The organism is Pseudomonas sp. 6D_7.1_Bac1 (assembly GCF_025465945.1).
GTDB lineage: Bacteria > Pseudomonadota > Gammaproteobacteria > Pseudomonadales > Pseudomonadaceae > Aquipseudomonas.
Genome location: NZ_JANLNW010000056.1, coordinates 1 through 22,886, shown reverse-complemented (window position 1 = coordinate 22,886; position 22,886 = coordinate 1). Strand labels below are relative to the sequence as shown.

At 59.2% G+C, this 22,886-nt stretch carries 22 protein-coding genes, 4 tRNA genes and 1 pseudogene; 15 read left to right on the top strand and 12 right to left on the bottom strand.

Annotated elements, in window-relative coordinates:
- The first annotated feature begins 2 nt into the window (after positions 1-2).
- Both NTD87_RS15680 and thiO read left to right on the top strand, forming a co-directional pair.
- The gene (locus tag NTD87_RS15680; RefSeq protein WP_262114911.1) at positions 3-404 is read left to right on the top strand and encodes a type IV pilin protein; all 402 of its coding nucleotides are present in this window, start codon (positions 3-5) and stop codon (positions 402-404) included.
- Between the two features lie 56 nt (positions 405-460).
- A complete protein-coding gene (gene thiO, locus NTD87_RS15675) occupies positions 461-1,561 on the top strand; it encodes a glycine oxidase ThiO (RefSeq protein ID WP_262114910.1) in 1,101 nt (366 codons plus the stop codon).
- Positions 1,562-1,725: 164 nt separating this feature from the next.
- Here thiO and NTD87_RS15670 read toward each other — a convergent pair whose 3' ends face one another.
- From NTD87_RS15670 to NTD87_RS15655, 4 genes are all read right to left on the bottom strand, one after another.
- The gene (locus NTD87_RS15670) at positions 1,726-3,066 is read right to left on the bottom strand and encodes a sigma-54-dependent transcriptional regulator (RefSeq protein ID WP_410017496.1); all 1,341 of its coding nucleotides are present in this window, start codon (positions 3,064-3,066) and stop codon (positions 1,726-1,728) included.
- Between the two features lie 2 nt (positions 3,067-3,068).
- On the bottom strand, positions 3,069-4,658 hold the full coding sequence (locus NTD87_RS15665) for a sensor histidine kinase (protein WP_262114908.1): 1,590 nt from the start codon (positions 4,656-4,658) through the stop codon (positions 3,069-3,071).
- On the bottom strand, positions 4,648-4,881 hold the full coding sequence (locus NTD87_RS15660) for an envelope stress response protein PspG (RefSeq protein ID WP_262114906.1): 234 nt from the start codon (positions 4,879-4,881) through the stop codon (positions 4,648-4,650). Before NTD87_RS15660 ends, NTD87_RS15665 begins: the two co-directional genes overlap by 11 nt.
- A gap of 124 nt (positions 4,882-5,005) precedes the next feature.
- Positions 5,006-6,022 carry an outer membrane protein assembly factor BamD gene (locus NTD87_RS15655; protein ID WP_262114904.1) on the bottom strand — a complete coding sequence of 339 codons (1,017 nt, stop codon included), beginning with the start codon at positions 6,020-6,022 and terminating at the stop codon, positions 5,006-5,008.
- Positions 6,023-6,172: 150 nt separating this feature from the next.
- On the opposite strand from NTD87_RS15655, the gene rluD reads away from it, so the two are divergent.
- The 9 genes and pseudogenes from rluD (at position 6,173) to NTD87_RS28085 (ending at position 13,053) form a co-directional block, all read left to right on the top strand.
- Positions 6,173-7,135: a 23S rRNA pseudouridine(1911/1915/1917) synthase RluD gene (rluD, locus tag NTD87_RS15650; RefSeq protein ID WP_123423611.1), complete on the top strand. Its 963-nt coding sequence runs from the start codon at positions 6,173-6,175 to the stop codon at positions 7,133-7,135.
- Positions 7,132-7,857: a peptidoglycan editing factor PgeF gene (gene pgeF, locus NTD87_RS15645; RefSeq protein ID WP_262114903.1), complete on the top strand. Its 726-nt coding sequence runs from the start codon at positions 7,132-7,134 to the stop codon at positions 7,855-7,857. Before rluD ends, pgeF begins: the two co-directional genes overlap by 4 nt.
- A gap of 129 nt (positions 7,858-7,986) precedes the next feature.
- Positions 7,987-10,551 (top strand): ATP-dependent chaperone ClpB, encoded by a 2,565-nt coding sequence (clpB, locus tag NTD87_RS15640; RefSeq protein WP_262114902.1) that lies wholly within the window; start codon positions 7,987-7,989, stop codon positions 10,549-10,551.
- A 299-nt stretch (positions 10,552-10,850) separates the two neighbouring features.
- Positions 10,851-10,926: transfer RNA gene (locus NTD87_RS15635), tRNA-Asn, on the top strand.
- 9 nt (positions 10,927-10,935) lie between these two features.
- Positions 10,936-11,012 (top strand) — tRNA-Pro (locus NTD87_RS15630).
- Between the two features lie 5 nt (positions 11,013-11,017).
- Positions 11,018-11,093: transfer RNA gene (locus NTD87_RS15625), tRNA-Lys, on the top strand.
- 95 nt (positions 11,094-11,188) lie between these two features.
- A tRNA-Pro gene (locus NTD87_RS15620) sits at positions 11,189-11,265 on the top strand.
- A gap of 162 nt (positions 11,266-11,427) precedes the next feature.
- Positions 11,428-12,198, top strand: a pseudogene (locus tag NTD87_RS28090) (MCP four helix bundle domain-containing protein); the annotation flags it as partial.
- On the top strand, positions 12,190-13,053 hold the full coding sequence (locus NTD87_RS28085) for a methyl-accepting chemotaxis protein (RefSeq protein ID WP_410017495.1): 864 nt from the start codon (positions 12,190-12,192) through the stop codon (positions 13,051-13,053). The pseudogene NTD87_RS28090 and the gene NTD87_RS28085, both read left to right, overlap by 9 nt.
- A 58-nt stretch (positions 13,054-13,111) precedes the next feature.
- Here the strand turns inward: NTD87_RS28085 and NTD87_RS15610 are convergent, their stop codons facing one another.
- From NTD87_RS15610 to NTD87_RS15600, 3 genes are all read right to left on the bottom strand, one after another.
- A complete protein-coding gene (locus NTD87_RS15610; protein ID WP_262114900.1) occupies positions 13,112-14,410 on the bottom strand; it encodes an NAD(P)/FAD-dependent oxidoreductase in 1,299 nt (432 codons plus the stop codon).
- A 327-nt stretch (positions 14,411-14,737) separates the two neighbouring features.
- A complete protein-coding gene (locus NTD87_RS15605) occupies positions 14,738-14,911 on the bottom strand; it encodes a DUF3094 domain-containing protein (RefSeq protein WP_262114899.1) in 174 nt (57 codons plus the stop codon).
- A gap of 102 nt (positions 14,912-15,013) precedes the next feature.
- Positions 15,014-15,640, bottom strand: coding sequence for a DUF1780 domain-containing protein (locus NTD87_RS15600; protein ID WP_071553268.1), 627 nt, complete (start codon positions 15,638-15,640; stop codon positions 15,014-15,016).
- 131 nt (positions 15,641-15,771) lie between these two features.
- Between NTD87_RS15600 and NTD87_RS15595 the strand changes: the two genes are divergently transcribed.
- Both NTD87_RS15595 and NTD87_RS15590 read left to right on the top strand, forming a co-directional pair.
- On the top strand, positions 15,772-16,458 hold the full coding sequence (locus NTD87_RS15595; RefSeq protein WP_262114897.1) for an energy-coupling factor ABC transporter permease: 687 nt from the start codon (positions 15,772-15,774) through the stop codon (positions 16,456-16,458).
- Between the two features lie 63 nt (positions 16,459-16,521).
- Complete coding sequence (locus tag NTD87_RS15590; RefSeq protein WP_262114896.1) at positions 16,522-16,737, top strand: hypothetical protein; 216 nt, start codon at positions 16,522-16,524, stop codon at positions 16,735-16,737.
- 9 nt (positions 16,738-16,746) lie between these two features.
- On the opposite strand, the gene yacG is transcribed toward NTD87_RS15590, so the two are convergent.
- Genes yacG through pilB form a run of 5 tightly spaced genes read right to left on the bottom strand, consistent with a single transcriptional unit; the run spans position 16,747 to position 21,360 of the window.
- The gene (gene yacG, locus NTD87_RS15585) at positions 16,747-16,947 is read right to left on the bottom strand and encodes a DNA gyrase inhibitor YacG (RefSeq protein WP_071553271.1); all 201 of its coding nucleotides are present in this window, start codon (positions 16,945-16,947) and stop codon (positions 16,747-16,749) included.
- A complete protein-coding gene (gene coaE / locus NTD87_RS15580) occupies positions 16,944-17,567 on the bottom strand; it encodes a dephospho-CoA kinase (RefSeq protein ID WP_262114895.1) in 624 nt (207 codons plus the stop codon). The genes yacG and coaE overlap by 4 nt, the downstream gene beginning before the upstream one ends.
- On the bottom strand, positions 17,564-18,436 hold the full coding sequence (locus NTD87_RS15575) for a prepilin peptidase (RefSeq protein ID WP_262114894.1): 873 nt from the start codon (positions 18,434-18,436) through the stop codon (positions 17,564-17,566). Before NTD87_RS15575 ends, coaE begins: the two co-directional genes overlap by 4 nt.
- A gap of 2 nt (positions 18,437-18,438) precedes the next feature.
- Positions 18,439-19,656, bottom strand: coding sequence for a type II secretion system F family protein (locus NTD87_RS15570; protein ID WP_262114893.1), 1,218 nt, complete (start codon positions 19,654-19,656; stop codon positions 18,439-18,441).
- A 3-nt stretch (positions 19,657-19,659) separates the two neighbouring features.
- Positions 19,660-21,360, bottom strand: coding sequence for a type IV-A pilus assembly ATPase PilB (gene pilB, locus NTD87_RS15565; protein ID WP_262114892.1), 1,701 nt, complete (start codon positions 21,358-21,360; stop codon positions 19,660-19,662).
- A 226-nt stretch (positions 21,361-21,586) separates the two neighbouring features.
- Between pilB and NTD87_RS15560 the strand changes: the two genes are divergently transcribed.
- Positions 21,587-22,003: a pilin gene (locus NTD87_RS15560; protein WP_262114891.1), complete on the top strand. Its 417-nt coding sequence runs from the start codon at positions 21,587-21,589 to the stop codon at positions 22,001-22,003.
- 330 nt (positions 22,004-22,333) lie between these two features.
- Positions 22,334-22,690, top strand: coding sequence for a BON domain-containing protein (locus NTD87_RS15555; protein WP_262114890.1), 357 nt, complete (start codon positions 22,334-22,336; stop codon positions 22,688-22,690).
- The last annotated feature ends 196 nt before the right edge of the window (positions 22,691-22,886 follow it).

The following is a 22,886-nucleotide window of genomic DNA, read 5'->3' as shown; positions in this document are numbered from 1 at the left end:
CAATGCGCAGATCCAACCAAGGTTTTACCCTGATCGAAATCATGATCGTGATCGCGATCATCGGGATTGTGGTGACCCTATCCGCTCCGCTCCTCACCGAGTACGTGAAGAAAAGCCATCGCACCGAAATTGCCGGGTTGCTGTCCGAGCAGGCGCAAAACCTTGAGCGGTTCTATTCGAAGAACAATGTGTACACCAACGCTACAGGCCTGAGCGCCGGTAACGACTACTACACCATCACCCCGACATTGACCGATCAGACCTTCCTGCTGACCGCTGTGCGTAAGGCCGGGTCAACCATGGCCAGTGACAAGTGTGGCGATTTCACAATCACCAATACCGGCGTCAGAGGCATGAACAATGCGACGACCGGGCTGACCACCAAAGATTGTTGGGGTCGCTGAGTACCTATCCTCGGGCGCGTTTGCGCCCACTGTCTCTTTTATTGTTGGATCAGATGATGGCCAAGCAACAGCAAGTGGTGATTGTCGGCGGCGGGGTGATCGGCCTGCTGACCGCGTTTAATCTGGCGTCGCATGTGCAGAGCGTGGTCCTGCTGGATCGCTCGAACGTTGGCCAGGAATCTTCCTGGGCGGGCGGCGGTATTGTTTCGCCGCTGTACCCGTGGCGCTACAGCCCGGCGGTCACCGCATTGGCTCACTGGTCCCAGGATTTTTATCCACAGCTGGCCGAACGTTTGTTTGCGGCCACCGGAATCGATCCCGAGGTGCACACCACGGGCCTGTACTGGCTGGATCTGGATGACGAGGCCGAGGCGCTGGCCTGGGCCAAACGGGAAAACCGCCCGCTGAGCCCGGTGGATATCTCGACCGCTCACGATGCCGTGCCGGTATTGGGGCCGGGGTTTTCACGGGCGATCTACATGGCTGATGTGGCTAATGTGCGCAACCCGCGACTGGTGAAATCCCTCAAGGCGGCATTGCTGGCGCTGCCCAACGTGATGATTCACGAGCAGTGCGAGGTCAGCGCGTTTATTCGTGATGGCGAGGCGGTGGTGGGGGTGGAGAGTTCAAAAGGCCCGATCCTTGGCGATCAGGTGGTGTTGACGGCCGGTGCCTGGAGCGGTGATTTACTGAGGACCCTGGGCCTGGATTTACCGGTCGAGCCGGTCAAAGGTCAGATGATCCTCTACAAGTGCGCCTCGGACTTCCTGTCGAGCATGGTTCTGGCCAAGGGCCGTTACGCCATTCCGCGCCGCGACGGGCACATCCTGATCGGCAGCACGCTGGAACACGAAGGGTTTGACAAGACGCCGACCGAGTCAGCGCTGGAAAGCCTCAAGGCCTCGGCGGTCGAACTGATTCCAGCACTGGCGCAGGCCGAAGTGGTAGGGCATTGGGCGGGGCTGCGGCCGGGTTCGCCGGAAGGGATTCCGTACATTGGCGCGGTGCCAGGGGTTGCCGGGTTGTGGCTCAATTGCGGGCATTACCGTAATGGTCTGGTGTTGGCGCCGGCCTCCTGTCAGCTATTTGCAGATGTGATGCTCGGCCATGAGCCGGTTATCGACCCGGCGCCGTATGCGCCGGCCGGGCGGATCTAGTTTTCAGGCAAAAGCACAACCTGTGGCGAGGGAGCTTGCTCCCGCTGGGGCGCGAAGCGGCCCAAAAATCAGATTGTGGATTTGCATTCTTGGCGGCTGCTGCGCAGCCGAGCGGGAGCAAGCTCCCTCGCCACAATAGAAAGGCGCGCTGATACACAGCGGTTTCAGTCCAATCCCAGTTTTTTCAGCCTGTAACGCATCGACCGAAACGACAGATTCAACCGCTGAGCCGCCGCTGTGCGGTTCCAGCGGGTTTCTTCCAGGGCCTGGAGAATCAGTTTGCGTTCGACGTTCTCCAGATACTGTTCAAGATCGTCGATTTTCGTCAGGTCCGGCAAACCGGTTTCGGTGCTGCAATTGCCGTCTGTCAGGCGCAGGTCGCTGGCCTCGATCTGCTTGTTTTCGCAGAGGGTGTGTGCGCGTTCGAGCATATTTTCCAGCTCGCGGACGTTGCCCGGAAAACGGTAACGCTTCAGCGCATCGAGGGCTTGCGGCTGAAGATGGGCGGCCGGCAAGCCGCTGCCTGCCGCAAGACGCTTGAGCACATGAGCGGCCAGTAACTCGATGTCGTCACGGCGCTCGCGCAATGGCGGGACCCGCAGTTCAATCACGTTCAGCCGATAGTACAAATCCTGCCGAAAGTGCCCGGCGGACACTTCGGCGTCCAGATCCTTGTGGGTGGCGCAGAGTATTCGCACATCGATGATGGCTTCCTGCTGTCCGCCGATGCTGCGTACCGCCTTCTCCTGTATCGCTCGCAGCAGTTTGACCTGCATTGCCAGTGGCAGGTCAGCCACCTCATCGAGAAACAGGGTACCGCCGTTAGCCGCTTGGAACAGTCCGGGTTTGTCTTCGATGGCGCCACTGAAACTGCCTTTTCGATGACCGAAAAACTCGCTCTCCATCAATTCCGACGGTATCGCCCCACAGTTGACTGGCACGAACGGCTGGCCACTGCGCGGGCCTTGTTCGTGAATCAGTCGGGCGACCAGTTCCTTGCCGCTGCCGGACTCGCCGCTGATGTACACCGGCGCCTGGCTGCGCGCCAGTTTGTCGATCTGTTTGCGCAGGCTGCGCATGGGCAATGAGTCGCCGAGCAGACGGCGCTCGATGGTGCTGCTGGCGCCGCCGGCGACTGGCAAACGCAGGGCGCTGACCACCAGTTCCCGCAGCCGGGTCAGGTCCACCGGTTTGGTCAGGAAGTCGAAGGCCCCGGCTTTCAGCGCGTTGATGGCGGTATCGAGGCTGCCATAAGCGGTAATCATTGCCACCGGCACGTGTGGGTGGGTCAGTTGTATGTGCTGTACCAGCTCCAGACCGGTTCCATCGGGCAGGCGCATGTCGGTCAGGCACAGGTCGAACCGTTCCTTGGCCAGCAACGTCCGGGCATCGCCGACATTGCGTGCACTCAGCGTGTCGAGCTTCATTCGGCCGAGGGTGATTTCCAGGAGTTCGCGTATATCCGGTTCGTCATCGACGATCAGGACTTTTTGCTGTGGGCTTATCTTCAACTTTGTTTCCGTCCGTGAGCAAAGGTGATGCGAAAGCAGCCGCCGCCTTGGCGTGGTTTGAAGTCTAGGCGGGCCTGGTTGCTTTCGCACAGCTCACGGGACAGATAGAGGCCCAGACCAGTGCCCCGGCTACTGGTGGTGAAGAAAGGCTCGAACAGATGCGCTTGCTGTTCCGGTGAAACGCCGGGGCCGTTGTCCAGCACATCAAGGGTGGGCAGTTGGCTGTCAGGGTCGACAGAAAGCGTGAGCCAGACCTCGGCCTGCTCGTGCGCAAGGGCGCTGTGACGCCAGGCATTGCGCAGCAGGTTGTCGAGCACCTGAGTCAATTGGTCAGGGTCCATCACGGTGGTGAACGGCCCTGTGCCCACGTGCAGACGAAGGTGCTGGCGATCCGTCGCACCTTCGCGCACGGTGCGCACGAACTGTTCCAGCCATGGTTGCAGGTCGAGCCGTTGCGGTACGGTTTGCTGGCGGCGGGAAAGTTGCAGGACGTTTTCTATCACCCGGTTCATGCGTTGAGAGTGGTCGTGAATAATTTGCGTCAAGCGCCGGTCCGCCCCCATCAGTTCCTCAGACTCGTTCAGCAACTGCGCCGCATGGCTGATGGCGCCCAATGGATTGCGGATTTCATGGGCGATCCCGGCGGTCAGCCGGCCCAGGGCTGCGAGCTTGAGCTGCTGGGCTTGTTGCGCAACCTGGGCGAGGTCTTCGAGAAACACCAGGGTCTGACGTTGTTCGTTCAGGCCCAGGGCAATGAAACTCGGTTGCAGTTCCAGGCCTGTACCGGCGACTTTCAGGCTTTGTGGACGCAGGGTCGGGTTGTTGAGCCAGAGTTGCAGGCGCTCGACCAGGGCTGTCGAGTAATCGTCGATGAGCTGGCCGTCGAGGCGTTCCTGACCAAAAAGGCTTAAGGCGCTGTGATTGGCCAGTTGAACCCGCCGCTCGCTGTCGAGCACCAGGATGCCGGTACGCATGCGTTGCAGGATCAGCGCATTGAGCGTTTCCAGGCTGACCACTTCGCTGGCGCGCTGCTCGGCCAGGCTCTCGCTGGCCTCCACTCGTCGGGTCAAGCCTTGCACCAGCAATGCAGCGGCAAAGCATAGAGCGCCGAGAGTGCCAGCTTGCAGGTAGTGATTGACGCCGGTCGGGTGGCTGTCACTCAGGTAAAAACTCAGGGAAATAATGCCGATGGCGGCGACTGCCGCGAGCAACAGGCCGAGGCGTCCGCGCAGCAGAGTATTGCTGATCGCCACCGACACAATCAGCAGATTGCCGATGGCGCTGGGCGCGCCACCTGCGGCATAGAACAGCACGGACAACAGCAGGATATCGGCCAGCGCGAGGCTGAAAACTTGTGCGGGTTGTCTGGGAGGGGCCAGAAACACCACGAGCAGGATATTCAGAATCAGATACAGCCAACTGCCGGTACGCAGCAAGTTGTCGTTGGCGAACTCCAGCAACTGGTTGTCCATGTTGCTGGAGATCAACAGCACCAGAAGGATGCCGATGCTTAAACGGTAGAGATGATAGAGGCGCAGCAGTCGCTGGGCCTGTTTGCCGCCGGGACTCGAGGTCTCAGCGATCACGTGAGCTCGGGCCTTGCTCAAGGTGAGCCTGGCTGCAATACCACTGTTGTTGAAGGCTCAGCGCGCGGTCGCGTGGCAGGTGAACACCGCAATGGGCGCAGCGAACCATGGGCGGCGCATCGAGTTCGCTGGGCGTATGGGAGGTATCGGCTGGGCGCTTGAACTTGCGCCAGAACCATACTGCTGCAGCAATCAGGACAATCCAGAACAGTAATCGAAGCATGATGAGCCGCTTTGCGATGAATAATCCGGCAGTTTAGCCAAGGACTACGGACGCGCACAGCTCAATAAAACGCGGAAATAAAAAGGGAGACTCGAAAGTCTCCCTTTTGGGTACCTGGCGGGTGTCAGTCGAACACACCGAAGGTCATGTAGCTGAACCAAGAGCGGTCGCTGTTGTTGCCTTGCGCTTCGTGCTGCTGTTCCTGAACCGCATCGCCTTCCTTAGGCTTGAGGTCGGAAGGAATCGCGTCCTTGGCATCCTGGAACTGCTTCATCACGTCCTGGTTGGCGCGGGTTTCGCCCGGCGGCAGCGGTGGACGGGACTCGATCAGGCCCAGGGTGGCTTTGCTCAGCCACGAACGGTTGTCGGCTTCGGCAACGCGCGGCACGAACTTACCGTCGACCAGGGTCGGGTGGTTCGGGTAGTTGAGCTTCAGGGTTTCGAGGCTGCTGTTGGCCAGTTCGTCCAGGTGCAGGCGCTGGTAGGACTCGACCATCACCGCCAGGCCGTCACCGACCGAAGGGGTTTCCTGGAAGTTTTCCACCACATAACGACCACGGTTGGCGGCTGCGACATAGGCCTGACGGGTCAGGTAGTAGTCGGCCACGTGGATTTCGTAGGACGCCAGCAGGTTGCGCAGATAAATCATGCGTTGCTTGGCGTCTGGCGCGTAGCGGCTGTTCGGGTAGCGACTGGTGAGCTGGGCGAACTCGTTGTAGGAGTCACGTGCAGCGCCCGGGTCACGCTTGGTCATGTCCAGCGGCAGGAAGCGCGCCAGCAGACCGACGTCCTGGTCAAAGGAGGTCAGGCCCTTGAGGTAGTACGCGTAATCGACGTTCGGGTGCTGCGGGTGCAGGCGGATAAAACGCTCGGCGGCAGACTTGGCAGCCTCAGGCTCGGCGTTCTTGTAGTTCGCATAAATCAGCTCGAGTTGAGCCTGATCAGCGTAGCGACCGAACGGATAACGCGACTCCAGAGCCTTCAGCTTGGCTGTGGCGCTGGTGTAGCTGTTGTTGTTCAGGTCGGTCTGAGCCTGCTGGTACAGCTCGACCTCGCTGAGGTTTTCGTCGACGACTTCCTTCGATGAGCAAGCAGCGGTCAATGCGAGGATGGCGATCAGCAGCAGGTGTTTCACTTGCATGGCGGCTTGCGTCCCTATGACGGCCGCTGTCTTGGGCGGGGCCGTCCTGTTATGATGAGTACCCCGTTGTAAGCCTCGGGGCAAAAGACGCCGTATTTAACCACAAGCGCGCAGCCGAAACCAAAGGCTGTGCCGACGCCTAGTCTGAGCATGTCCGATAAAATTGAACTTCGCGCAGAGGTGCCGTCCGAATTGGGCGGCCAACGCCTCGATCAAGTCGCCGCACAATTATTCGCTGAGCACTCGCGCTCGCGCCTTTCCGCCTGGATCAAAGACGGCCGCCTGACTGTGGATGGAGCGGTTATCCGCCCGCGAGACATCGTCCACGGCGGCGCCATTCTTGAGCTGACTGCCGAGCAGGAAGCTCAAGGAGAATGGATCGCTCAGGACATCGCCCTGGACATCGTCTATGAAGATGACGACATCCTGGTGATCAACAAGCCTGCGGGCCTGGTGGTGCATCCTGCCGCCGGTCACGCCGACGGCACCTTGCTCAACGCCTTGTTGCACCACGTGCCGGACATCATCAACGTGCCGCGCGCCGGTATCGTGCACCGTCTGGACAAGGACACCACCGGTCTGATGGTGGTGGCCAAGACCATTCAGGCGCAGACGCAGCTGGTCACACAGTTGCAGAGCCGTAGCGTCAGCCGGATCTACGAATGCATCGTGATTGGTGTGGTCACCGCCGGCGGCAAGATCAACGCGCCCATCGGTCGTCACGGCCAGCAGCGTCAGCGCATGGCGGTGATGGAAGGTGGCAAGCAGGCGGTCAGTCATTACCGCGTGCTCGAGCGTTTCCGCTCCCATACTCACGTGCGGGTCAAGCTGGAAACCGGTCGTACGCACCAGATTCGCGTGCACATGGCCCACATCAACTTCCCGTTGGTCGGAGATCCTGCCTACGGCGGTCGTTTCCGTATCCCGCCGGCAGCCAGTGTGACCATGGTCGAATCCCTGAAACATTTCCCGCGTCAGGCGCTGCATGCGCGTTTCCTGGAACTGGATCATCCGACCACCGGTAAGCGCATGAGCTGGGAATCGCCACTGCCGGACGATTTCGTCTGGTTGCTGTCGCTGCTCAAGCAAGACCGTGAGGCGTTCATCGGATGATCGACTGGCTGATTCCTGACTGGCCTCTGCCTGCCGGGGTGAAAGCCTGCGTCACCACCCGAGCGGGCGGCGTCAGCCTGGCGCCGTTCGACAGCCTCAACCTGGGCGATCATGTCGACGACAACCCTGAAGCGGTTGCCGAGAACCGCCGTCGCCTCACCGATCATTTCTCTATTCAACCGGCCTGGTTGCAACAGGTTCACGGCATTGCCGTGGCCCATGCCGACCCGACGATGGTGGCGACAGCTGATGCCAGCTGGACTGCCACACCGGGCATCGCTTGTGCGGCAATGACCGCAGACTGCCTGCCGGTGCTGTTTTGCGACCGTGCCGGTACTCGCGTCGCCGCTGCCCATGCTGGTTGGCGTGGCTTGGCGGCGGGTGTGCTTGAGGCCACCCTCGACAGCCTGGCGGTGGACCCGGGCGAGGTACTCGTCTGGCTCGGCCCGGCCATTGGTCCGAAATCGTTCGAAGTCGGCCCGGAAGTTCGCGAAATCTTTGTCCAGCAACTTCCAGAAACGGATCGGGCCTTTGTCCCGAGCCACAACGCTGGCAAGTTCATGGCCGACATCTATCTGCTGGCGCGCCTGCGGCTGGCGGTACGCGGCGTCACTGCCGTGTACGGTGGCGGCTTCTGCACCGTGACCGATCCACGCTTCTATTCTTATCGCCGCAGTCCTCGCACCGGTCGGTTTGCCTCCCTGATTTGGCTGGAACGCTAGACTTAGCTGACCTGCATCAACTGTAAGACGCTTGAAACTTCCAGAATCGACCGCATCTAGTGGGGTATCTGGCAGGTTTCTCTATTTAGGTGTGTCCATCGCTCCGGCCTGCTCAAAGGAAGGTGACTAATGCGTATAGACCGTTTAACCAGCAAGTTACAGTTAGCCTTATCCGATGCCCAATCCCTGGCCGTTGGCCTCGATCATCCGGGCATTGAACCTGCGCACCTGATGCAAGCGCTGCTTGAACAGCAGGGCGGCTCGATCAAGCCGCTGCTGATGCAAGTGGGGTTTGACATCAACAGCCTGCGCAAAGAGTTGAGCAAAGAGCTCGACCATCTGCCGAAAATCCAGAATCCCACCGGCGACGTGAACATGTCGCAGGACCTGGCGCGTCTGCTCAACCAGGCCGATCGCCTGGCCCAGCAGAAGGGTGACCAGTTCATCTCCAGCGAGCTGGTGCTGCTCGCGGCCATGGACGAGAACAGCAAGCTCGGCAAGTTGTTGCTCGGTCAGGGCGTCAGCAAGAAAGCCCTGGAAAACGCGATCAATAACCTGCGCGGTGGTGAGGCGGTGAATGACGCCAATCACGAAGAGTCGCGTCAGGCGTTGGACAAATACACCATCGACCTGACCAAGCGCGCCGAAGACGGCAAGCTCGATCCGGTGATCGGTCGTGACGACGAAATTCGCCGGACCATTCAGGTTCTGCAACGCCGTACCAAAAACAACCCGGTGCTGATCGGTGAGCCTGGCGTGGGTAAAACCGCGATCGCCGAAGGCCTGGCCCAGCGCATCATCAACGGTGAAGTGCCGGATGGCTTGAAGGGCAAGCGTCTGCTGTCGCTGGACATGGGCGCGCTGATTGCCGGTGCCAAGTACCGTGGCGAGTTCGAAGAGCGCCTGAAATCCCTGCTCAACGAACTGTCGAAGCAGGAAGGTCAGATCATCCTGTTTATCGACGAACTGCACACCATGGTCGGCGCCGGTAAAGGCGAAGGCTCGATGGACGCCGGCAACATGCTCAAACCGGCACTGGCTCGTGGCGAGTTGCATTGCGTCGGCGCGACCACGCTCAACGAGTATCGACAATATATAGAGAAGGACGCGGCCCTTGAGCGGCGCTTCCAGAAAGTGCTGGTGGACGAGCCGAGCGAAGAAGACACCATCGCCATCCTGCGTGGCCTGAAAGAGCGCTACGAAGTTCACCACAAGGTGGCGATCACCGACGGCGCGATCATTGCGGCGGCTAAATTGAGCCATCGCTACATCACTGACCGTCAGTTGCCGGACAAGGCCATTGACCTGATCGACGAAGCGGCCAGCCGCATTCGCATGGAAATCGACTCCAAGCCGGAAGTGCTGGATCGTCTTGAGCGGCGTTTGATTCAACTGAAGGTTGAATCCCAGGCGCTGAAGAAAGAAGACGATGAAGCGGCGAAGAAGCGTCTTGAAAAACTGCAGGAAGAAATCGTTCGTCACGAGCGTGAGTACTCGGACCTCGAAGAAATCTGGAACTCTGAAAAAGCTGAAGTGCAGGGCTCTGCGCAGATCCAGCAGAAAATCGAACAGTCCCGTCAGGAACTGGAAGCTGCTCGCCGTAAAGGCGACCTTAACCGTATGGCCGAGTTGCAGTACGGGGTGATCCCGGACCTGGAACGCAGCCTGCAAATGGTCGACCAGCACGGCAAGAGCGAAAACCAGTTGTTGCGCAGCAAAGTGACAGAAGAAGAGATTGCCGAAGTCGTGTCGAAATGGACCGGCATTCCGGTCTCGAAAATGCTCGAAGGCGAGCGCGACAAGCTGCTGAAGATGGAAAGCCTGCTGCATCAACGCGTGATCGGTCAGGACGAGGCTGTGGTGGCCGTGGCCAACGCAGTGCGCCGTTCCCGTGCCGGGTTGTCCGACCCGAATCGTCCGAGCGGTTCGTTCATGTTCCTCGGCCCGACCGGTGTCGGTAAAACCGAGTTGTGCAAAGCCTTGGCCGAGTTCCTCTTTGATACTGAAGAGGCGATGGTGCGCATCGATATGTCCGAGTTTATGGAGAAACATTCCGTGGCGCGGTTGATCGGGGCACCACCAGGCTATGTGGGTTACGAGGAGGGCGGTTACCTGACCGAGGCGGTGCGTCGCAAGCCGTATTCGGTGATCCTCCTGGACGAGGTCGAGAAGGCCCACCCGGACGTGTTCAACGTGCTGCTGCAAGTGCTGGAAGATGGTCGCCTGACCGACAGTCACGGACGCACCGTGGATTTCCGCAATACGGTGATCGTCATGACCTCCAATCTGGGGTCGGTGCAGATCCAGGAACTGGTCGGTGATCGTGAGGCACAACGTGCGGCGGTGATGGATGCGGTGTCGACGCACTTCCGTCCGGAGTTCATCAACCGGATCGACGAAGTGGTGATCTTCGAGCCATTGGCGCGGGATCAGATTGCCGGCATCACCGAGATCCAGTTGGGTCGCCTGCGCAGCCGTCTGGCCGAGCGTGAGCTGAAACTAACGCTGAGCAGCGAAGCGCTGGATAAGTTGATTGCGGTGGGTTACGACCCGGTCTATGGCGCACGGCCGCTCAAACGAGCAATCCAGCGCTGGATCGAAAACCCGCTGGCACAGCTGATTCTGTCCGGCGGCTTCCTGCCAGGCGCCACCGTGACGGCCACCGTTGCGAACGACGAAATCGTTTTCCACTGAGCGTTCGCTGCACGGTAATAGAGGAGGCCCCGCATCGCGGGGCCTTTTTTTTCTTAGGGTGTTGAACTGTAAGGAAAAGGCTTGTAAAGTGCGCCCCGCAGTAAGTCGCCCCAAGGGTTTCTACTCCCCAAGTCGAAATCTGAAATAAGTTGCAAATCATTGTCTTGAAAGCAATTTAGGGGGTTGACAGAGGTGTTTAAGATTGTAGAATAGCGCGCCTCAGACACACGAACGCAGCGATGCGAACGAGTCGAAGAGAGTGAAGCAAAGCGTCAAATGTTGTAATTGAAATATGTAGTTCCGTGATAGCTCAGTCGGTAGAGCAAATGACTGTTAATCATTGGGTCCCAGGTTCGAGTCCTGGTCACGGAGCCAATTTCAAACCGGGGTATAGCGCAGTCCGGTAGCGCGCCTGCTTTGGGAGCAGGATGTCAGGAGTTCGAATCCCCTTACCCCGACCATTTTTGGGTCGTTAGCTCAGTTGGTAGAGCAGTTGGCTTTTAACCAATTGGTCGTAGGTTCGAATCCCACACGACCCACCATTTTTGAAACCAGTTAGCGCTGGAATCGAATCTTAAGATCAGAGGCCAAAAGCGCTGATCGAAGAAGGCGCCTTTCAAAGGTGCCTTTTTTTTACCGGGGTATAGCGCAGTCCGGTAGCGCGCCTGCTTTGGGAGCAGGATGTCAGGAGTTCGAATCCCCTTACCCCGACCATATTAAAAATCCTCGTATCGAAAGATACGGGGATTTTTTTTGTCTGTTGAAAAATCCCCGCTGCCTTCAAGTCATCGTACAACTTGCCGATAACGAGCTGACGGGGGGCTGCCGCAGTAACGCCCCTTTACTCAAGTCACGACAAGAAAAAGGGCGCTCGTTATGTTGCTTCGTCAGTTGAATATCGCTCCTCGCGCAGCGTTGGGATTTGCTCTTATTGCGGTGCTGGTCGCCTTGCTCGGCGTGTTCGCACTGGGACAGATGTCGAGCATTCGCGACAGTGAGGTCGCGGTAGAGAACCAATGGCTGCCAAGCATTCGTGGCGGCGACGAGATTCGCGAGATCATGTTGCGCATCCGTACCATTTCCCTGCGCATGGCCCTGGATCCGGATCTTAAGAACATTGCGCAGTACCGCAGCCAGATGGACACCCGCGACAAGGAACTGAGCGACAAGATCGCCGCCTACGACAAGCTGGTCACCACCGCCGAAGGCAAAGGGTTGTATGACCAGTTCAAAAAAACCTTCGCGGCCTATCGTGCGGGCATCGCCCAGTCCTTCGTCCTGGCCGAGCAAGGTCGGCGTGACGAGCTGACCAAGCTGCTGCTGGTCGACATGAAAACCGTGGTCGACGGTTCCGGCAAGCAGCTCAATGACCTGGCAGAACTGTTCGCCAAACAGGTCGCCACTGAAAGCCAGAACTCCACAGCGCATTACCAAGCCTCGCGCCTGATTGTCAGCCTGTTCATCGGTCTGGCCGCTCTGGCCACCGTCGGACTCGCCATGTTACTGACCCGAAGCATTGTGCGCCCTCTGACCGAAGCCCTGAATGCAGCCGAAAACGTGGCGCGGGGCGACCTGACCCGCCCCATCGAAACCCATGGCAACGACGAAGTCAGCCGTTTGCTCAAGGCGCTGGCGACCATGCAGCAGAACCTGCGCGAAACCCTGCAAGGCATCAGCGGTTCGGCCACGCAATTGGCCAAGGCGGCGGATGAGTTGAACGCGGTGACCCTCGACAGCACTCAGGGCCTGCAACAGCAGAATAACGAGATCGAACAGGCGGCGACCGCCGTCAACGAAATGACCACCGCTGTGGAAGAAGTTGCGCGCAATGCGGTGTCGACTTCCGATGCGACCCGCCAGTCCAGTGAGTCGGCGCATCTGGGCCAGGAGCGGGTCAACGAAACCGCCAGTGCCATCAGCGCCTTGGCCAGTGATGTGCAGCACACCGGTGAACTGGTGCAGTCGCTGGCCAACCAATCACAGGACATTGGCAAGGTACTGGATGTGATTCGTGCCATCGCCGAGCAAACCAATTTGCTGGCCCTCAATGCCGCGATTGAAGCTGCCCGGGCAGGTGAAAGCGGTCGGGGTTTTGCGGTGGTGGCCGATGAAGTGCGGGCGCTGGCGCATCGAACGCAGCAGTCGACCCAGGAAATCGAGCAGATGGTGCAGGGCATGCGCAACGGGTCGAGCCTGGCGCTCGAGTCCATGCAGGCCAGTGCCTCCCGTGCCGCCAGTACGCGGGTACTGGCCGAGCGGGCAGGTGAAGCCCTGCAAACCATCACCGCGTCAGTGCATGAAATTCACGAGCGCAATCTGGTGATCGCCAGTGCCGCCGAAGAACAGGCGCAAGTGGCGCGGGAAGTGGATCGCAATCTGGTGAACATCCGTGATTTGTCGGTGCGTTCTGCGGCGGGTGCGGATCAGACCAGCGCGTCCAGCCATGAACTGTCGCAGTTGGCCAATGCGTTGCAGGGCATGGTACGGCGCTTTCAGGTGTAAATTTGAGCGATGAAAAAAGGTGGGAGCGAGCAAGCTCGCTCCCACCTTATTGGTTTTGTTAGTGGAGCTTCAAACGCGGCTCAGTCCCACGCCCAATCTTGCTGCCCAGCATCAGCATCGCCGTGCGGAACGGGCCGTACAGTGCGACCTGGTGCATGCGGTACAGCGATACGTAAAACATCCGCGCCAGCCAACCTTCGAGCATCACGCTGCCGGTCAGGTTGCCCATCAAGTTACCCACAGCCGAAAAACGCGACAGTGAGATCAGGGAGCCGTAGTCGGTGTACTTGTACGCAGGCAACGGCTTGCCTTCGATGCGCAGTTTCAAGGATTTGGCCAGCAGCGAGGCTTGTTGATGCGCCGCTTGTGCGCGCGGCGGCACGTTGCGATCGGTGCCGGGTTGCGGGCAGGCCGCGCAGTCACCGAAGGCGAAGATGTTTTCGTCGCGGGTGGTTTGCAGGGTCGGCAATACTTGCAACTGGTTGATCCGGTTGGTTTCCAGACCGTCGATGTCCTTGAGGAAACCCGGTGCACGAATCCCGGCCGCCCAGACTTTCAGGCTGGCCTTGATCTCCTGGCCGCTGGCCGTGATCAGCGCATCGGCGGTGACTTCACTGACCGCCGCGTTGGTCAGCACGGTGACCCCGAGTTTTTCCAGGGTTTTATGCACCGGGCCGCCGATCCGTTCCGGCAGGGCAGGCAGCACCCGTGGGCCGGCTTCGATCAGGGTGATGTGCATGTTTTCCGGAAGAATCCGGTCCAGGCCGTAGGCCGCCAGTTCGTGAGCCGCGTTGTGCAGTTCCGCCGCCAGTTCGACGCCGGTGGCACCAGCGCCGACGATGGCCACGCTGATCTGTTGTACTGCATCGGATTGCCCGGCGTGGGCGCGCAGGTAGTGGTTGAGCAATTGCTGGTGGAAGCGTTCGGCCTGTTTGCGGGTGTCGAGGAACAGGCAGTGCTGCGCCGCGCCCTGAGTGCCGAAATCGTTAGTGGTGCTGCCGACCGAAATGACCAGCGAGTCGTAAGCCACCTCACGAGCCGGCACCAGTTCCAGGCCGTTTTCGTCGTAGGTGGCGGCGAGCTGGATTTTCTTCTGCGCGCGATCGAGCCCGCTCATGCGCCCCAGCTGGAACTCGAAGTGGTTCCATTTTGCCTGGGCGACATAGTTGAGTTCGTCTTCGGAAGAGTTCAGGGAACCTGCCGCCACTTCATGCAACAGCGGTTTCCAGATGTGCGTCAGGTTCGCGTCGACCAGCATCACACTGGCCGTGCCACGCTTGCCCAGAGTCTTACCCAGACGGGTAGCCAACTCCAGACCGCCGGCGCCGCCGCCAACGATGACAATACGATGAGTCATGGGGATATCTCGCAAGGCTAAAGGAAATCGGTGCAATTACCCGAGCGAGCGTCAGGGTCAGTTGACGTTTGGTGACGAACCGCGTTGCGATGCCAACGTGTGCGAGGCAAGGCGCGGGATGCCGCCAATGGTTGTTCCCTTGGCAAATCCCGCAACGCAGCCTCGCGCACGTTGGCGCGCAACCCGAAGGGACGGCTGCCCATTTGGCGCAGGGCGGCGTTGCTCGGAACTTATTTGGAACAACCAAACTACGTTCCTCGCGCCTTGCCCTGCACCAAATGGGCAGCCGTCGCGGTCGTCTCCAAACGTCAACTGACCCTGAGCAGCTCATAGCGTCAGGTATCTCACTAGTCGGCTCAGCAGGCCCAGGCCAATGGTCACTGTCAGTACCATCACGAGGAGCATCCACGGCCGGAAAGGCCGGCGCTCGACTCGGTGTTGGGACAGTTGCAGGTACTCTTCGACACGCTGTTGGTCGTCGGGTTTCAGGCGGCTGGTCATAAAGGCCTCGTCAGGGGTAGACGTTGCTGAATGTGTAGAAGCTACAGGGAATTTATCCCCGTGTGAACGGAGCATAGCCGCTGGCAGGGAAGGGCTCGACGCTCACAGGCTGATCCCGACGTCGAAGAGGATGCTGCGTCCCAGATTGCCGCGCAGAAAGTCCGGCGCCTCGGGGTGGGCGAACAGCACGCGGGCGAAGGTCGGGCCCACCAGTGACAGCGAGCGCCAGCCCTGGCGCAGGTATTCGGTGGGCGGCGGAAAATGGCTGTTGAGGTCGAGCACTTCGCGCTTGAGGCTGGCGAAGGCGATGATGTCCAGTTCGCCCAGGTCCATGCCACGCTCTTTGTAGTTGTGCGCTTTTTTACGCAAGGTCGGCGCCAGTCTCAGCAGGAACTCGTTGGCTGGAATGCGCCTGGGTTTGGCTTCGCGACGCACCAGTTGGCTCAGGGAGAACGCACTGCGTCGGCGTTGCAGTTCGTCGCGCCACTCGTCGTTCAGCCGTCGACCTTCATCGAGTACGAAGAACACCTCGAAATTCGCCTCGCGAAACAGCACGTCCGGCGGCTCCCCTGCAGGGCTGAACTCGTCGACGCGGTAGGGAATGTTCAAGCCTTGCAGCAGGCGTTGGCAGACCCAACGCTCACGCTCCCATTTGCGGGCATTGGAAAGGAACGCGTTGGCTTGCTCGGCCGCGATGGTCAGCAGGCGCAAATAATCTGAGTCATCCATAGGCCAAGCTTAGCGTCCAAATGCGACAAGCTGAAGCTTTGCATCGAGTGGCTCGACTTGGGGGCGGTGTAGACTGCTGCGTATGGGGCTGTTGCCAAGGAGTCAGCTGTGGAGTCAAAGGATTTACCCTCATGATCACTGCCCAATTGCTCTCACCCGAAACCCTGACGGTCGGCTGGTTGATCTACGTACCGGTGTTGATCTGGGCCGTTGCGCGAGTGTCGTGGGTCGAATTGTTCACCGACAGTCGGCGTCAGCACTTGCTGTTTGGCACGGTGTTCGCGCTGTTCATCCTCTGGCTGGTGCGACGGGACTTCGATACAGGCGTGTCTTACCACTTTATCGGCATGACGGCGGTGACCTTGTTGCTGGACTGGCCGCTGGCGATTGTCGGCGGACTGGTGGCGCAGGTGGGGCTGGTGCTGCTCGGGCGTCAGGATCTGGCGGCGATGGGGGTCAATGGCACATTGCTGATTCTGTTGCCGGTGCTGGTCACCGAAGGCTGTGCGATCCTGGTGGAGCGGGCGCAGCCGCGTAATCCCTTTGTGTATATTTTTTGCTCGGGCTTTTTGGCCGCCGGGCTCTCGGCGTTGCTGTGCTTGCTGCTGGGGCTCGGTCTGCTGTGGTTCGACGAGCGTTTTGCGATGCCGGAATGGCTGGAGGATTTTGTCGGTTACCTGTGGCTGATCATTTTTCCCGAGGCGTTTATCAACGGCATGGTGATCAGTGCGCTGGTGGTGTTCTGCCCCGAGTGGCTGGAGACCTTTAACCGCACGCGTTATTTGTCGGCGCCGTGGAAGGACGATGACAAGCCTTGATCCACATCAAATGCTCAAACTGCCGGTGATCCCATGCTCTGAAAAATCCTCAGGAGCAGCGGCATGAGCGTTTACGAATGGGCAAGGCAGGAGTTGCGCAACAGTCTGGAGTCGGCGCAGGAAGCAGGGTTTGAGCCGGGGTTGAGCCTGCGTGCCTTGCTCAGTGCGGTGGTGCAGCAGAGCAAGGCGGTGCGCAGTGTCGAGGATCTGGCCGATGAGTTGCAGTTTCTGGCCGAGAACCTCGACGACGGCCAGGACTACGGGTTCATGCGACCCTGATGGTGGGGATCAGTGACGCGGGTCGAAGTCTTCCGAGAACAGATCATCTTCGGCATCCGGGCTGACCGGGATCTTGTGTTCTTCCGAGGCCCAGGCGCCCAGGTCGATCAGTTTGCAGCGGTCCGAGCAAAACGGCCGGAAGGTGCTGGTCGCGCTCCATTCAACAGGGGCGCCGCAGGTTGGGCATTCGACGACAGGGGGTTGGCTCATGACTGGCCTCCACGCAAAGTAAGGTAAAAATGATGCAGGCGTTCGACTTCGCTGTGCAGCCACGCGAGGTCGCGGTCGTTGACCACCACATCGTCGGCATGGCTGATGCGGTCCTGACGGCTGGCCTGAGCCTTGAGGATCGCCTGAACCTGCTGTTCGCTGGTCTGGTCGCGCTGCAAGGTGCGTTCGATCTGTAAGTGTTCTGGCGCATCGATCACCAGCACTCGTTGGGTCATGGCGTACTGCCCGGACTCGATCAACAGCGGCGAAACCAGAATCGCATAAGGTGATTGTGCGCGTGCCAGGTGCGCAGCGATTTCCTCGGCGATCAGCGGATGCAGCAACGCTTCGAGCCAGCGACGCTCTTCGGGTACTTCGAAGATCAGTTTGCGCAGTGCGGCGCGATCCAGTTGACCGTCGGCTTGCAGCACGCCGGCACCGAAGTGCTCGGCAATCTGCGCCAGCGCCGGGCGACCGGGCTCAACCACCCAGCGCGCGGCATGATCGGCATCCACCGCGTGCACACCCAGATCGATGAAGTGCTGGGCCGCCGCGCTTTTGCCGCTACCGATGCCACCGGTCAGGCCGAGAATCCAGGGTTTTTCCACAGGGGTATTCATTTGAAACCGACAAACTGCCAATAGAAGTCGGTTATTTGACCACCCCAGAGCAAGGCAATCCAGCCGGCAATTGCCAGATACGGTCCGAAGGGGATCGGCGTCGAGGTTTTCACTTCTTTCACACGTAGCAAAATCACTCCCCCCACAGCGCCTACCAGTGATGAAAACAGGACCGTCAGCGGCAGAATCTGCCAGCCGCCCCAGGCCCCGAGCAGTGCCAGGAGCTTGAAGTCGCCGTGACCGATGCCGTCCTTGCCGGTCACTAGTTTGAACAGCCAATACACCGACCACAGCAGCAGATAGCCGGCCACCGCTCCCCACATTGCCTCATGCAAGGATGCGAAGAGCCCGAAGCTGTTGACGATCAAGCCCAGCCACAACAACGGCAACACCAACACATCCGGCAGCAATTGGTGGTCGGCGTCGATCAGACACATCGCCAGCAACCCCCAACTCAAGACCAGCACCCACGCCGCCTGCCAGCCGAAGCCGAAGTGCCAGGCGACGAATGCCGAGAGCGCGCCGCAGGCCAGTTCAGTCAAGGGATAGCGGGCGCTGATCGGCGCTTTGCAGTTTGAGCAGCGACCACGCAGTGCCAGGTAACTGAGCAGCGGAATGTTTTCCCAGGCGCGAATTCGATGAGCGCAGTGCGGGCACTGCGAATGCGGCAGCATCAGGTTGAAGGCCGGGCCCGGTGTCTCGATTGGCAAACCCAGTACGTCCTGAGCTTGTTGCCGCCAATCGCGTTCAAGCATTTTCGGCAGGCGCCAGACCACCACGTTGAGAAAACTGCCGATCACCAGCCCAAGCACCAGCGCGGTTGACACGAAAGCCAGTGGGTAACCGGCCAGAAGCTCACTCAAGGGCATGATCAGATCGCTGTGCCGAGTTGGAAAATGGGCAGGTACATGGCAACCACCAGCCCGCCGACAATGACGCCAAGCACCACCATGATGAAGGGTTCCATCAGGCTGGTGAGGTTGTCGACCATATTGTCGACTTCAGCTTCATAGTAGGTTGCGACCTTGTCGAGCATGTCGTCCAGTGCACCGGATTCCTCACCAATGGCAGCCATTTGAACCGCCATATTGGGAAAAACCCCGCTGGTGCGCATCGAGAAGTTCAGCTGCATGCCGGTGGAGACATCTTGCTTGATGCGCAAGACCGCCCGTTTGAACACGATATTGCCGGTGGCGCCCGCTACCGAATCCAGGGCTTCGACCAAGGGGACGCCAGCGGCGAAGGTGGTCGACAGTGTGCGGGCAAAACGGGCCACCGCCGATTTGTAGAGCAGCGCCCCGACGATCGGCAGTTTCAGCAGTTGAGTGTCCAGCCCGTCGCGAATGCGTTGTGAGCGTTTGAGCGCATGGCGAAAGCCCAGAAACCCGACAATCAGGCCGCACAGCAACAGCCACCACCACGCCTGCATGAACTCGGACAGGCCGATCACCATCAAAGTGAAGGCCGGGAGTTCTGCGCCAAATCCGGCAAACACCGACTGAAACTGCGGGACCACTTTGACCAGCAGAATGCCGGTGACGATGACGGCGACAAAGACCACGGCCAGCGGATAGGCCATGGCTTTTTTGATCTTGGCCTTGAGGCTTTCGCTTTTTTCCTTGTAGGTCGCAACCCGCTCCAACAGCGTGTCGAGGGCGCCGGCCTGTTCGCCCGCGTCGACCAGGTTGCAATAGAGCTCATCAAAGTACTGCGGCTTTTTCCGCAGTGCGGTGGCGAAGCTGTTGCCGGCGGCGACTTCCTGTTTCACCTCATCCACCAGCTTGCGCATGTTCAGGTTGTCGAAGCCTTCGCCGATGATGTCGAACGACTGCAGCAATGGCACGCCGGCTTTCATCATGGTCGCCATTTGCCGGGTGAAGAGGGCAATATCCAGCGCCTTGATGCGTTTGCCGGCACTGAACAGCGACGCGGACTTTTTCCGCACCTTGCCCGGGTTGATGCCTTGTTTGCGCAGCTGGGCCTTGATCAGCGCCGGGTTATGACCGCTCAGCTCACCGGTTATTTTGCTGCCTTTTTTGTCGGTGCCTTCCCAGGCGTACACGCTGACCTTGATTGCTTTGACTGCCATTGCTCAATCCTTGGTGACCCGGTTGATTTCTTCTAGGCTGGTGACGCCTTGCATGGCTTTGAGCAGGCCTGAGGTGCGCAGGTCGTTGAAGCCGTCCTGGCGCATCCGGGCATCGATTTCCAGAGAATTGCCTTCAGCCATGATCAGCCGTTGGAGCTGCGGGGTGTTCTTCACCACTTCATAAATGCCGACCCGCCCTTTGTAACCGTCGTTGCAATGTTCGCAGCCGACGGGTTGGTAGGTCATGAAGGAACCGATGCGCTCCCGCGGGAAGCCTTCCTTGATCAGCGTTTCGTCGGGTATCGACAGGGCTTTCTTGCAGTGGCTGCACAGCTTGCGAGCCAGGCGCTGGGCAATGATCAGGTGCACGGCGGTGGCGATGTTGAACCCGGGGATACCCATGTTGTGCAGCCGGGTCAGGGTTTCCGCGGCGCTGTTGGTGTGCAGGGTGGACAGCACCAGGTGTCCGGTTTGCGCAGCCTTGATCGCAATTTCGGCGGTTTCCAGGTCGCGGATCTCGCCGACCATGATCACGTCCGGGTCCTGGCGCAGGAACGCACGCAACGCCTGAGCGAAGTCCAGGCCCTGCTTGGGATTGACGCTGACCTGGTTGATGCCTTCCATGTTGATCTCCACCGGGTCTTCGGCGGTGGAGATATTGATGTCGACGGTGTTGAGGATATTCAGCCCGGTGTACAACGACACGGTTTTCCCCGAACCGGTCGGCCCGGTGACCAGAATCAGCCCTTGAGGTTGCTTGAGCGCCGCCATGTACAGGTCTTTCTGATCGGGCTCGTAACCCAGCGCGTCGATGCCCATCTGTGCGCTGGACGGGTCGAGAATCCGGATCACGACCTTTTCGCCCCACAACGTTGGCAGGGTGTTGACCCGAAAATCAATGGATCTGCTTTTTGACAGGCGCATCTTGAGCCGCCCGTCCTGGGGCTTGCGGCGTTCCGAGATGTCCAGGCTGGCCATCACCTTGAGCCGTGCGGCGATGCGGTTGGCCAGTTGAATCGGCGGCTTGGCGACTTCTCGCAGGATACCGTCGGTACGTACTCGCACCCGGTAGGATTTTTCATAGGGCTCGAAATGCAGGTCCGAGGAACCGCCCTTGATCGCGTCCAGCAGCATCTTGTTGACGAAGCGCACCACCGGGGCATCGTCGGAGTCCTGGCCGGTGATGGTGTCCTGGTGCTGCTCGTCGATGGCTTCGATGTCCAGACCTTCGAGGTCGACGTCGGCCATGTCTTCCAGGCCCGGGTTGTGGGTGTCGAAGAACGTGTCGATGGCATCGCTGAGCTTGTCGTCTTCGACCAGGATCGCTTCGGTGGTGAGCCCGGTACTGAACTGGATATCGTTGATTGCCTGGTGATTGCTCGGGTCGGAAATGCCCACGAACAGTTTGTTGCCGCGCCGCCAGAGCGGCAGGGCGTGGTGCTGGCGAATCAGTTTTTCGCTGACCAGGTCTTTGGGCTGGGTGTCTTTGTCGAGGCAGTTGAGGTCGAGGAAGGCAACGCCGAAATGCTCCGAGGCGATTTCCGCGATCTGGCGGCTGTTCACCAGTTTGTTCTGCACCAGGTAGCTGACCAGAGAAATGCGGTTGCGTTGGGCTTGCTGATACGCCTGTTGCGCGCTTTTGTCAGTGAGCAGTTCGGCCAGCACCAATTGCTTGGCCAGACCGCTGAGGGCGATGTCATTCATTCGAATACCAGACACAGACAGTTCAAGACTTATAGCCTAGTCAACGGATGGAACCCCACCAGCGCTCTTGAGGTGACAAAAAGTGTCAGATAGTGCGGTTCCTCGGGGTATATGCCGGGCTATCGTCGATCTGACGCCCTGCAAACAGGGGCGAAAAGGCTTGGCATGTGCTGTGCTTTGGCTTGTTCAGGACATGAGATTTCGCCTCATGCATGGAGCCTGTTCTATGAATAATCAAAAAGGTTTTACCCTTATCGAACTGCTGATCGTGGTGGCGATCATCGGCATTCTGGCGACGTTCGCGTTGCCGATGTATTCCAAGTATCAGGCGCGGGCCAAGGTGACGGCAGGTGTGGCCGAAATTTCGGCGATGAAGACCGCCTATGAGGATGCGATGAATACCGGGACTGATCCAACGGTGGCTAACGTGGTGAACAGCGCGACGTCCACCAACTGCACGTTCGCGGTGACCGGTACAGCCGCCAGCGGCGCCGGGACGATCGTTTGCACGATTATCAATGCCCCGGCACAGGTTGTAGCCAAGACCATTACCTTGACCCGCACCATGACCACCGGTTGGACCTGCGGGACCACCGTGGCACCAGCTTACTCACCGACAGGCTGCGCGGCGACCGGTACATAAACCTTTGGCGCGATTTGAAAATGCCTTGTCTGCTCAAGACGAGGCATTTTTTTGCAGGCCGATCAGGCAAAGGGCTGCGCATCGCATTTTGTGTCTCGAGGAAGTGTCCTTGATTCAGGAGCCTGGAGGTTCTGAAAAAGCCGCAACTTGCATGTAGCGAATCGCGTGGTCATGCATTTTGCATGATTGCGCTGATTTGTGTTTTTTATAACGTGTTGATTTATAAATGATTGTTTTGATAATTGAAGTTGGCACAGCCTCTGCAACATCCCTCGTAACCCTGCTGAGAAGGCATACGGCAGGCTTTCTGGAAGAACAGGAGTGACTCGCATGAAGACGTTCGCTATCGCTGTCGCAACTGCTACCGCTCTGACCCTGACCATGGCCAACGCTGCATTTGCGCAGACCACTCAAACCACTCAGTCGCCAATGGTGGTCGCTGCCGGTGAAATGACCAAGGCCGAGGAAGCGACTTCCGATACCTGGATCACCACTAAAGTGAAAAGCGATCTGGTCACCGAGAAAGGCATTCCTGGCACCGACATCAAAGTCGAAACCAACAAAGGCGTAGTCTCGTTGTCGTCGACTGTGGCCCTTACCAAGTCTCAAAAGGATACTGCAGTGACCATCACCCAGAAAATCAAAGGCGTCAAAGCCGTTTCGGCTGATGGCCTGATGACCAAGTAAGATTCAAGGCTTCTCGCCTGAACCGGGAGAAGGTGCGGCAGGCGGGCCGAGCCATACGCCTGCCGCTACTTTAGAGTTCATGCGGCCGACCGCACGGATGTGGTCATTGCAGGAAGGGAATCTAACGAACACAGTAGAACTACTGTGGGAGCGAGCCGGGGCCCCCGTCCTGCCGAACAATAAAAAAAAAAGTTTA

What these genes read in the sequence shown, in the direction of transcription:
- NTD87_RS15605 (WP_262114899.1), bottom strand. Translation starts at nt 14,911, where the DNA reads ATGACCAGCCGCCTGAAACCCGACGACCAACAGCGTGTCGAAGAGTAC.
- thiO (WP_262114910.1), top strand. Translation starts at nt 461, where the DNA reads ATGGCCAAGCAACAGCAAGTGGTGATTGTCGGCGGCGGGGTGATCGGC.
- rluD (WP_123423611.1), top strand. Translation starts at nt 6,173, where the DNA reads ATGTCCGATAAAATTGAACTTCGCGCAGAGGTGCCGTCCGAATTGGGC.
- NTD87_RS28085 (WP_410017495.1), top strand. Translation starts at nt 12,190, where the DNA reads ATGCAGCAGAACCTGCGCGAAACCCTGCAAGGCATCAGCGGTTCGGCC.
- NTD87_RS15570 (WP_262114893.1), bottom strand. Translation starts at nt 19,656, where the DNA reads ATGGCAGTCAAAGCAATCAAGGTCAGCGTGTACGCCTGGGAAGGCACC.
- NTD87_RS15595 (WP_262114897.1), top strand. Translation starts at nt 15,772, where the DNA reads ATGATCACTGCCCAATTGCTCTCACCCGAAACCCTGACGGTCGGCTGG.
- pilB (WP_262114892.1), bottom strand. Translation starts at nt 21,360, where the DNA reads ATGAATGACATCGCCCTCAGCGGTCTGGCCAAGCAATTGGTGCTGGCC.
- clpB (WP_262114902.1), top strand. Translation starts at nt 7,987, where the DNA reads ATGCGTATAGACCGTTTAACCAGCAAGTTACAGTTAGCCTTATCCGAT.
- NTD87_RS15680 (WP_262114911.1), top strand. Translation starts at nt 3, where the DNA reads ATGCGCAGATCCAACCAAGGTTTTACCCTGATCGAAATCATGATCGTG.
- yacG (WP_071553271.1), bottom strand. Translation starts at nt 16,947, where the DNA reads ATGAGCCAACCCCCTGTCGTCGAATGCCCAACCTGCGGCGCCCCTGTT.
- pgeF (WP_262114903.1), top strand. Translation starts at nt 7,132, where the DNA reads ATGATCGACTGGCTGATTCCTGACTGGCCTCTGCCTGCCGGGGTGAAA.
- NTD87_RS15600 (WP_071553268.1), bottom strand. Translation starts at nt 15,640, where the DNA reads ATGGATGACTCAGATTATTTGCGCCTGCTGACCATCGCGGCCGAGCAA.
- coaE (WP_262114895.1), bottom strand. Translation starts at nt 17,567, where the DNA reads ATGAATACCCCTGTGGAAAAACCCTGGATTCTCGGCCTGACCGGTGGC.
- NTD87_RS15555 (WP_262114890.1), top strand. Translation starts at nt 22,334, where the DNA reads ATGAAGACGTTCGCTATCGCTGTCGCAACTGCTACCGCTCTGACCCTG.
- NTD87_RS15655 (WP_262114904.1), bottom strand. Translation starts at nt 6,022, where the DNA reads ATGCAAGTGAAACACCTGCTGCTGATCGCCATCCTCGCATTGACCGCT.
- NTD87_RS15560 (WP_262114891.1), top strand. Translation starts at nt 21,587, where the DNA reads ATGAATAATCAAAAAGGTTTTACCCTTATCGAACTGCTGATCGTGGTG.
- NTD87_RS15590 (WP_262114896.1), top strand. Translation starts at nt 16,522, where the DNA reads ATGAGCGTTTACGAATGGGCAAGGCAGGAGTTGCGCAACAGTCTGGAG.
- NTD87_RS15575 (WP_262114894.1), bottom strand. Translation starts at nt 18,436, where the DNA reads ATGCCCTTGAGTGAGCTTCTGGCCGGTTACCCACTGGCTTTCGTGTCA.
- NTD87_RS15660 (WP_262114906.1), bottom strand. Translation starts at nt 4,881, where the DNA reads ATGCTTCGATTACTGTTCTGGATTGTCCTGATTGCTGCAGCAGTATGG.
- NTD87_RS15610 (WP_262114900.1), bottom strand. Translation starts at nt 14,410, where the DNA reads ATGACTCATCGTATTGTCATCGTTGGCGGCGGCGCCGGCGGTCTGGAG.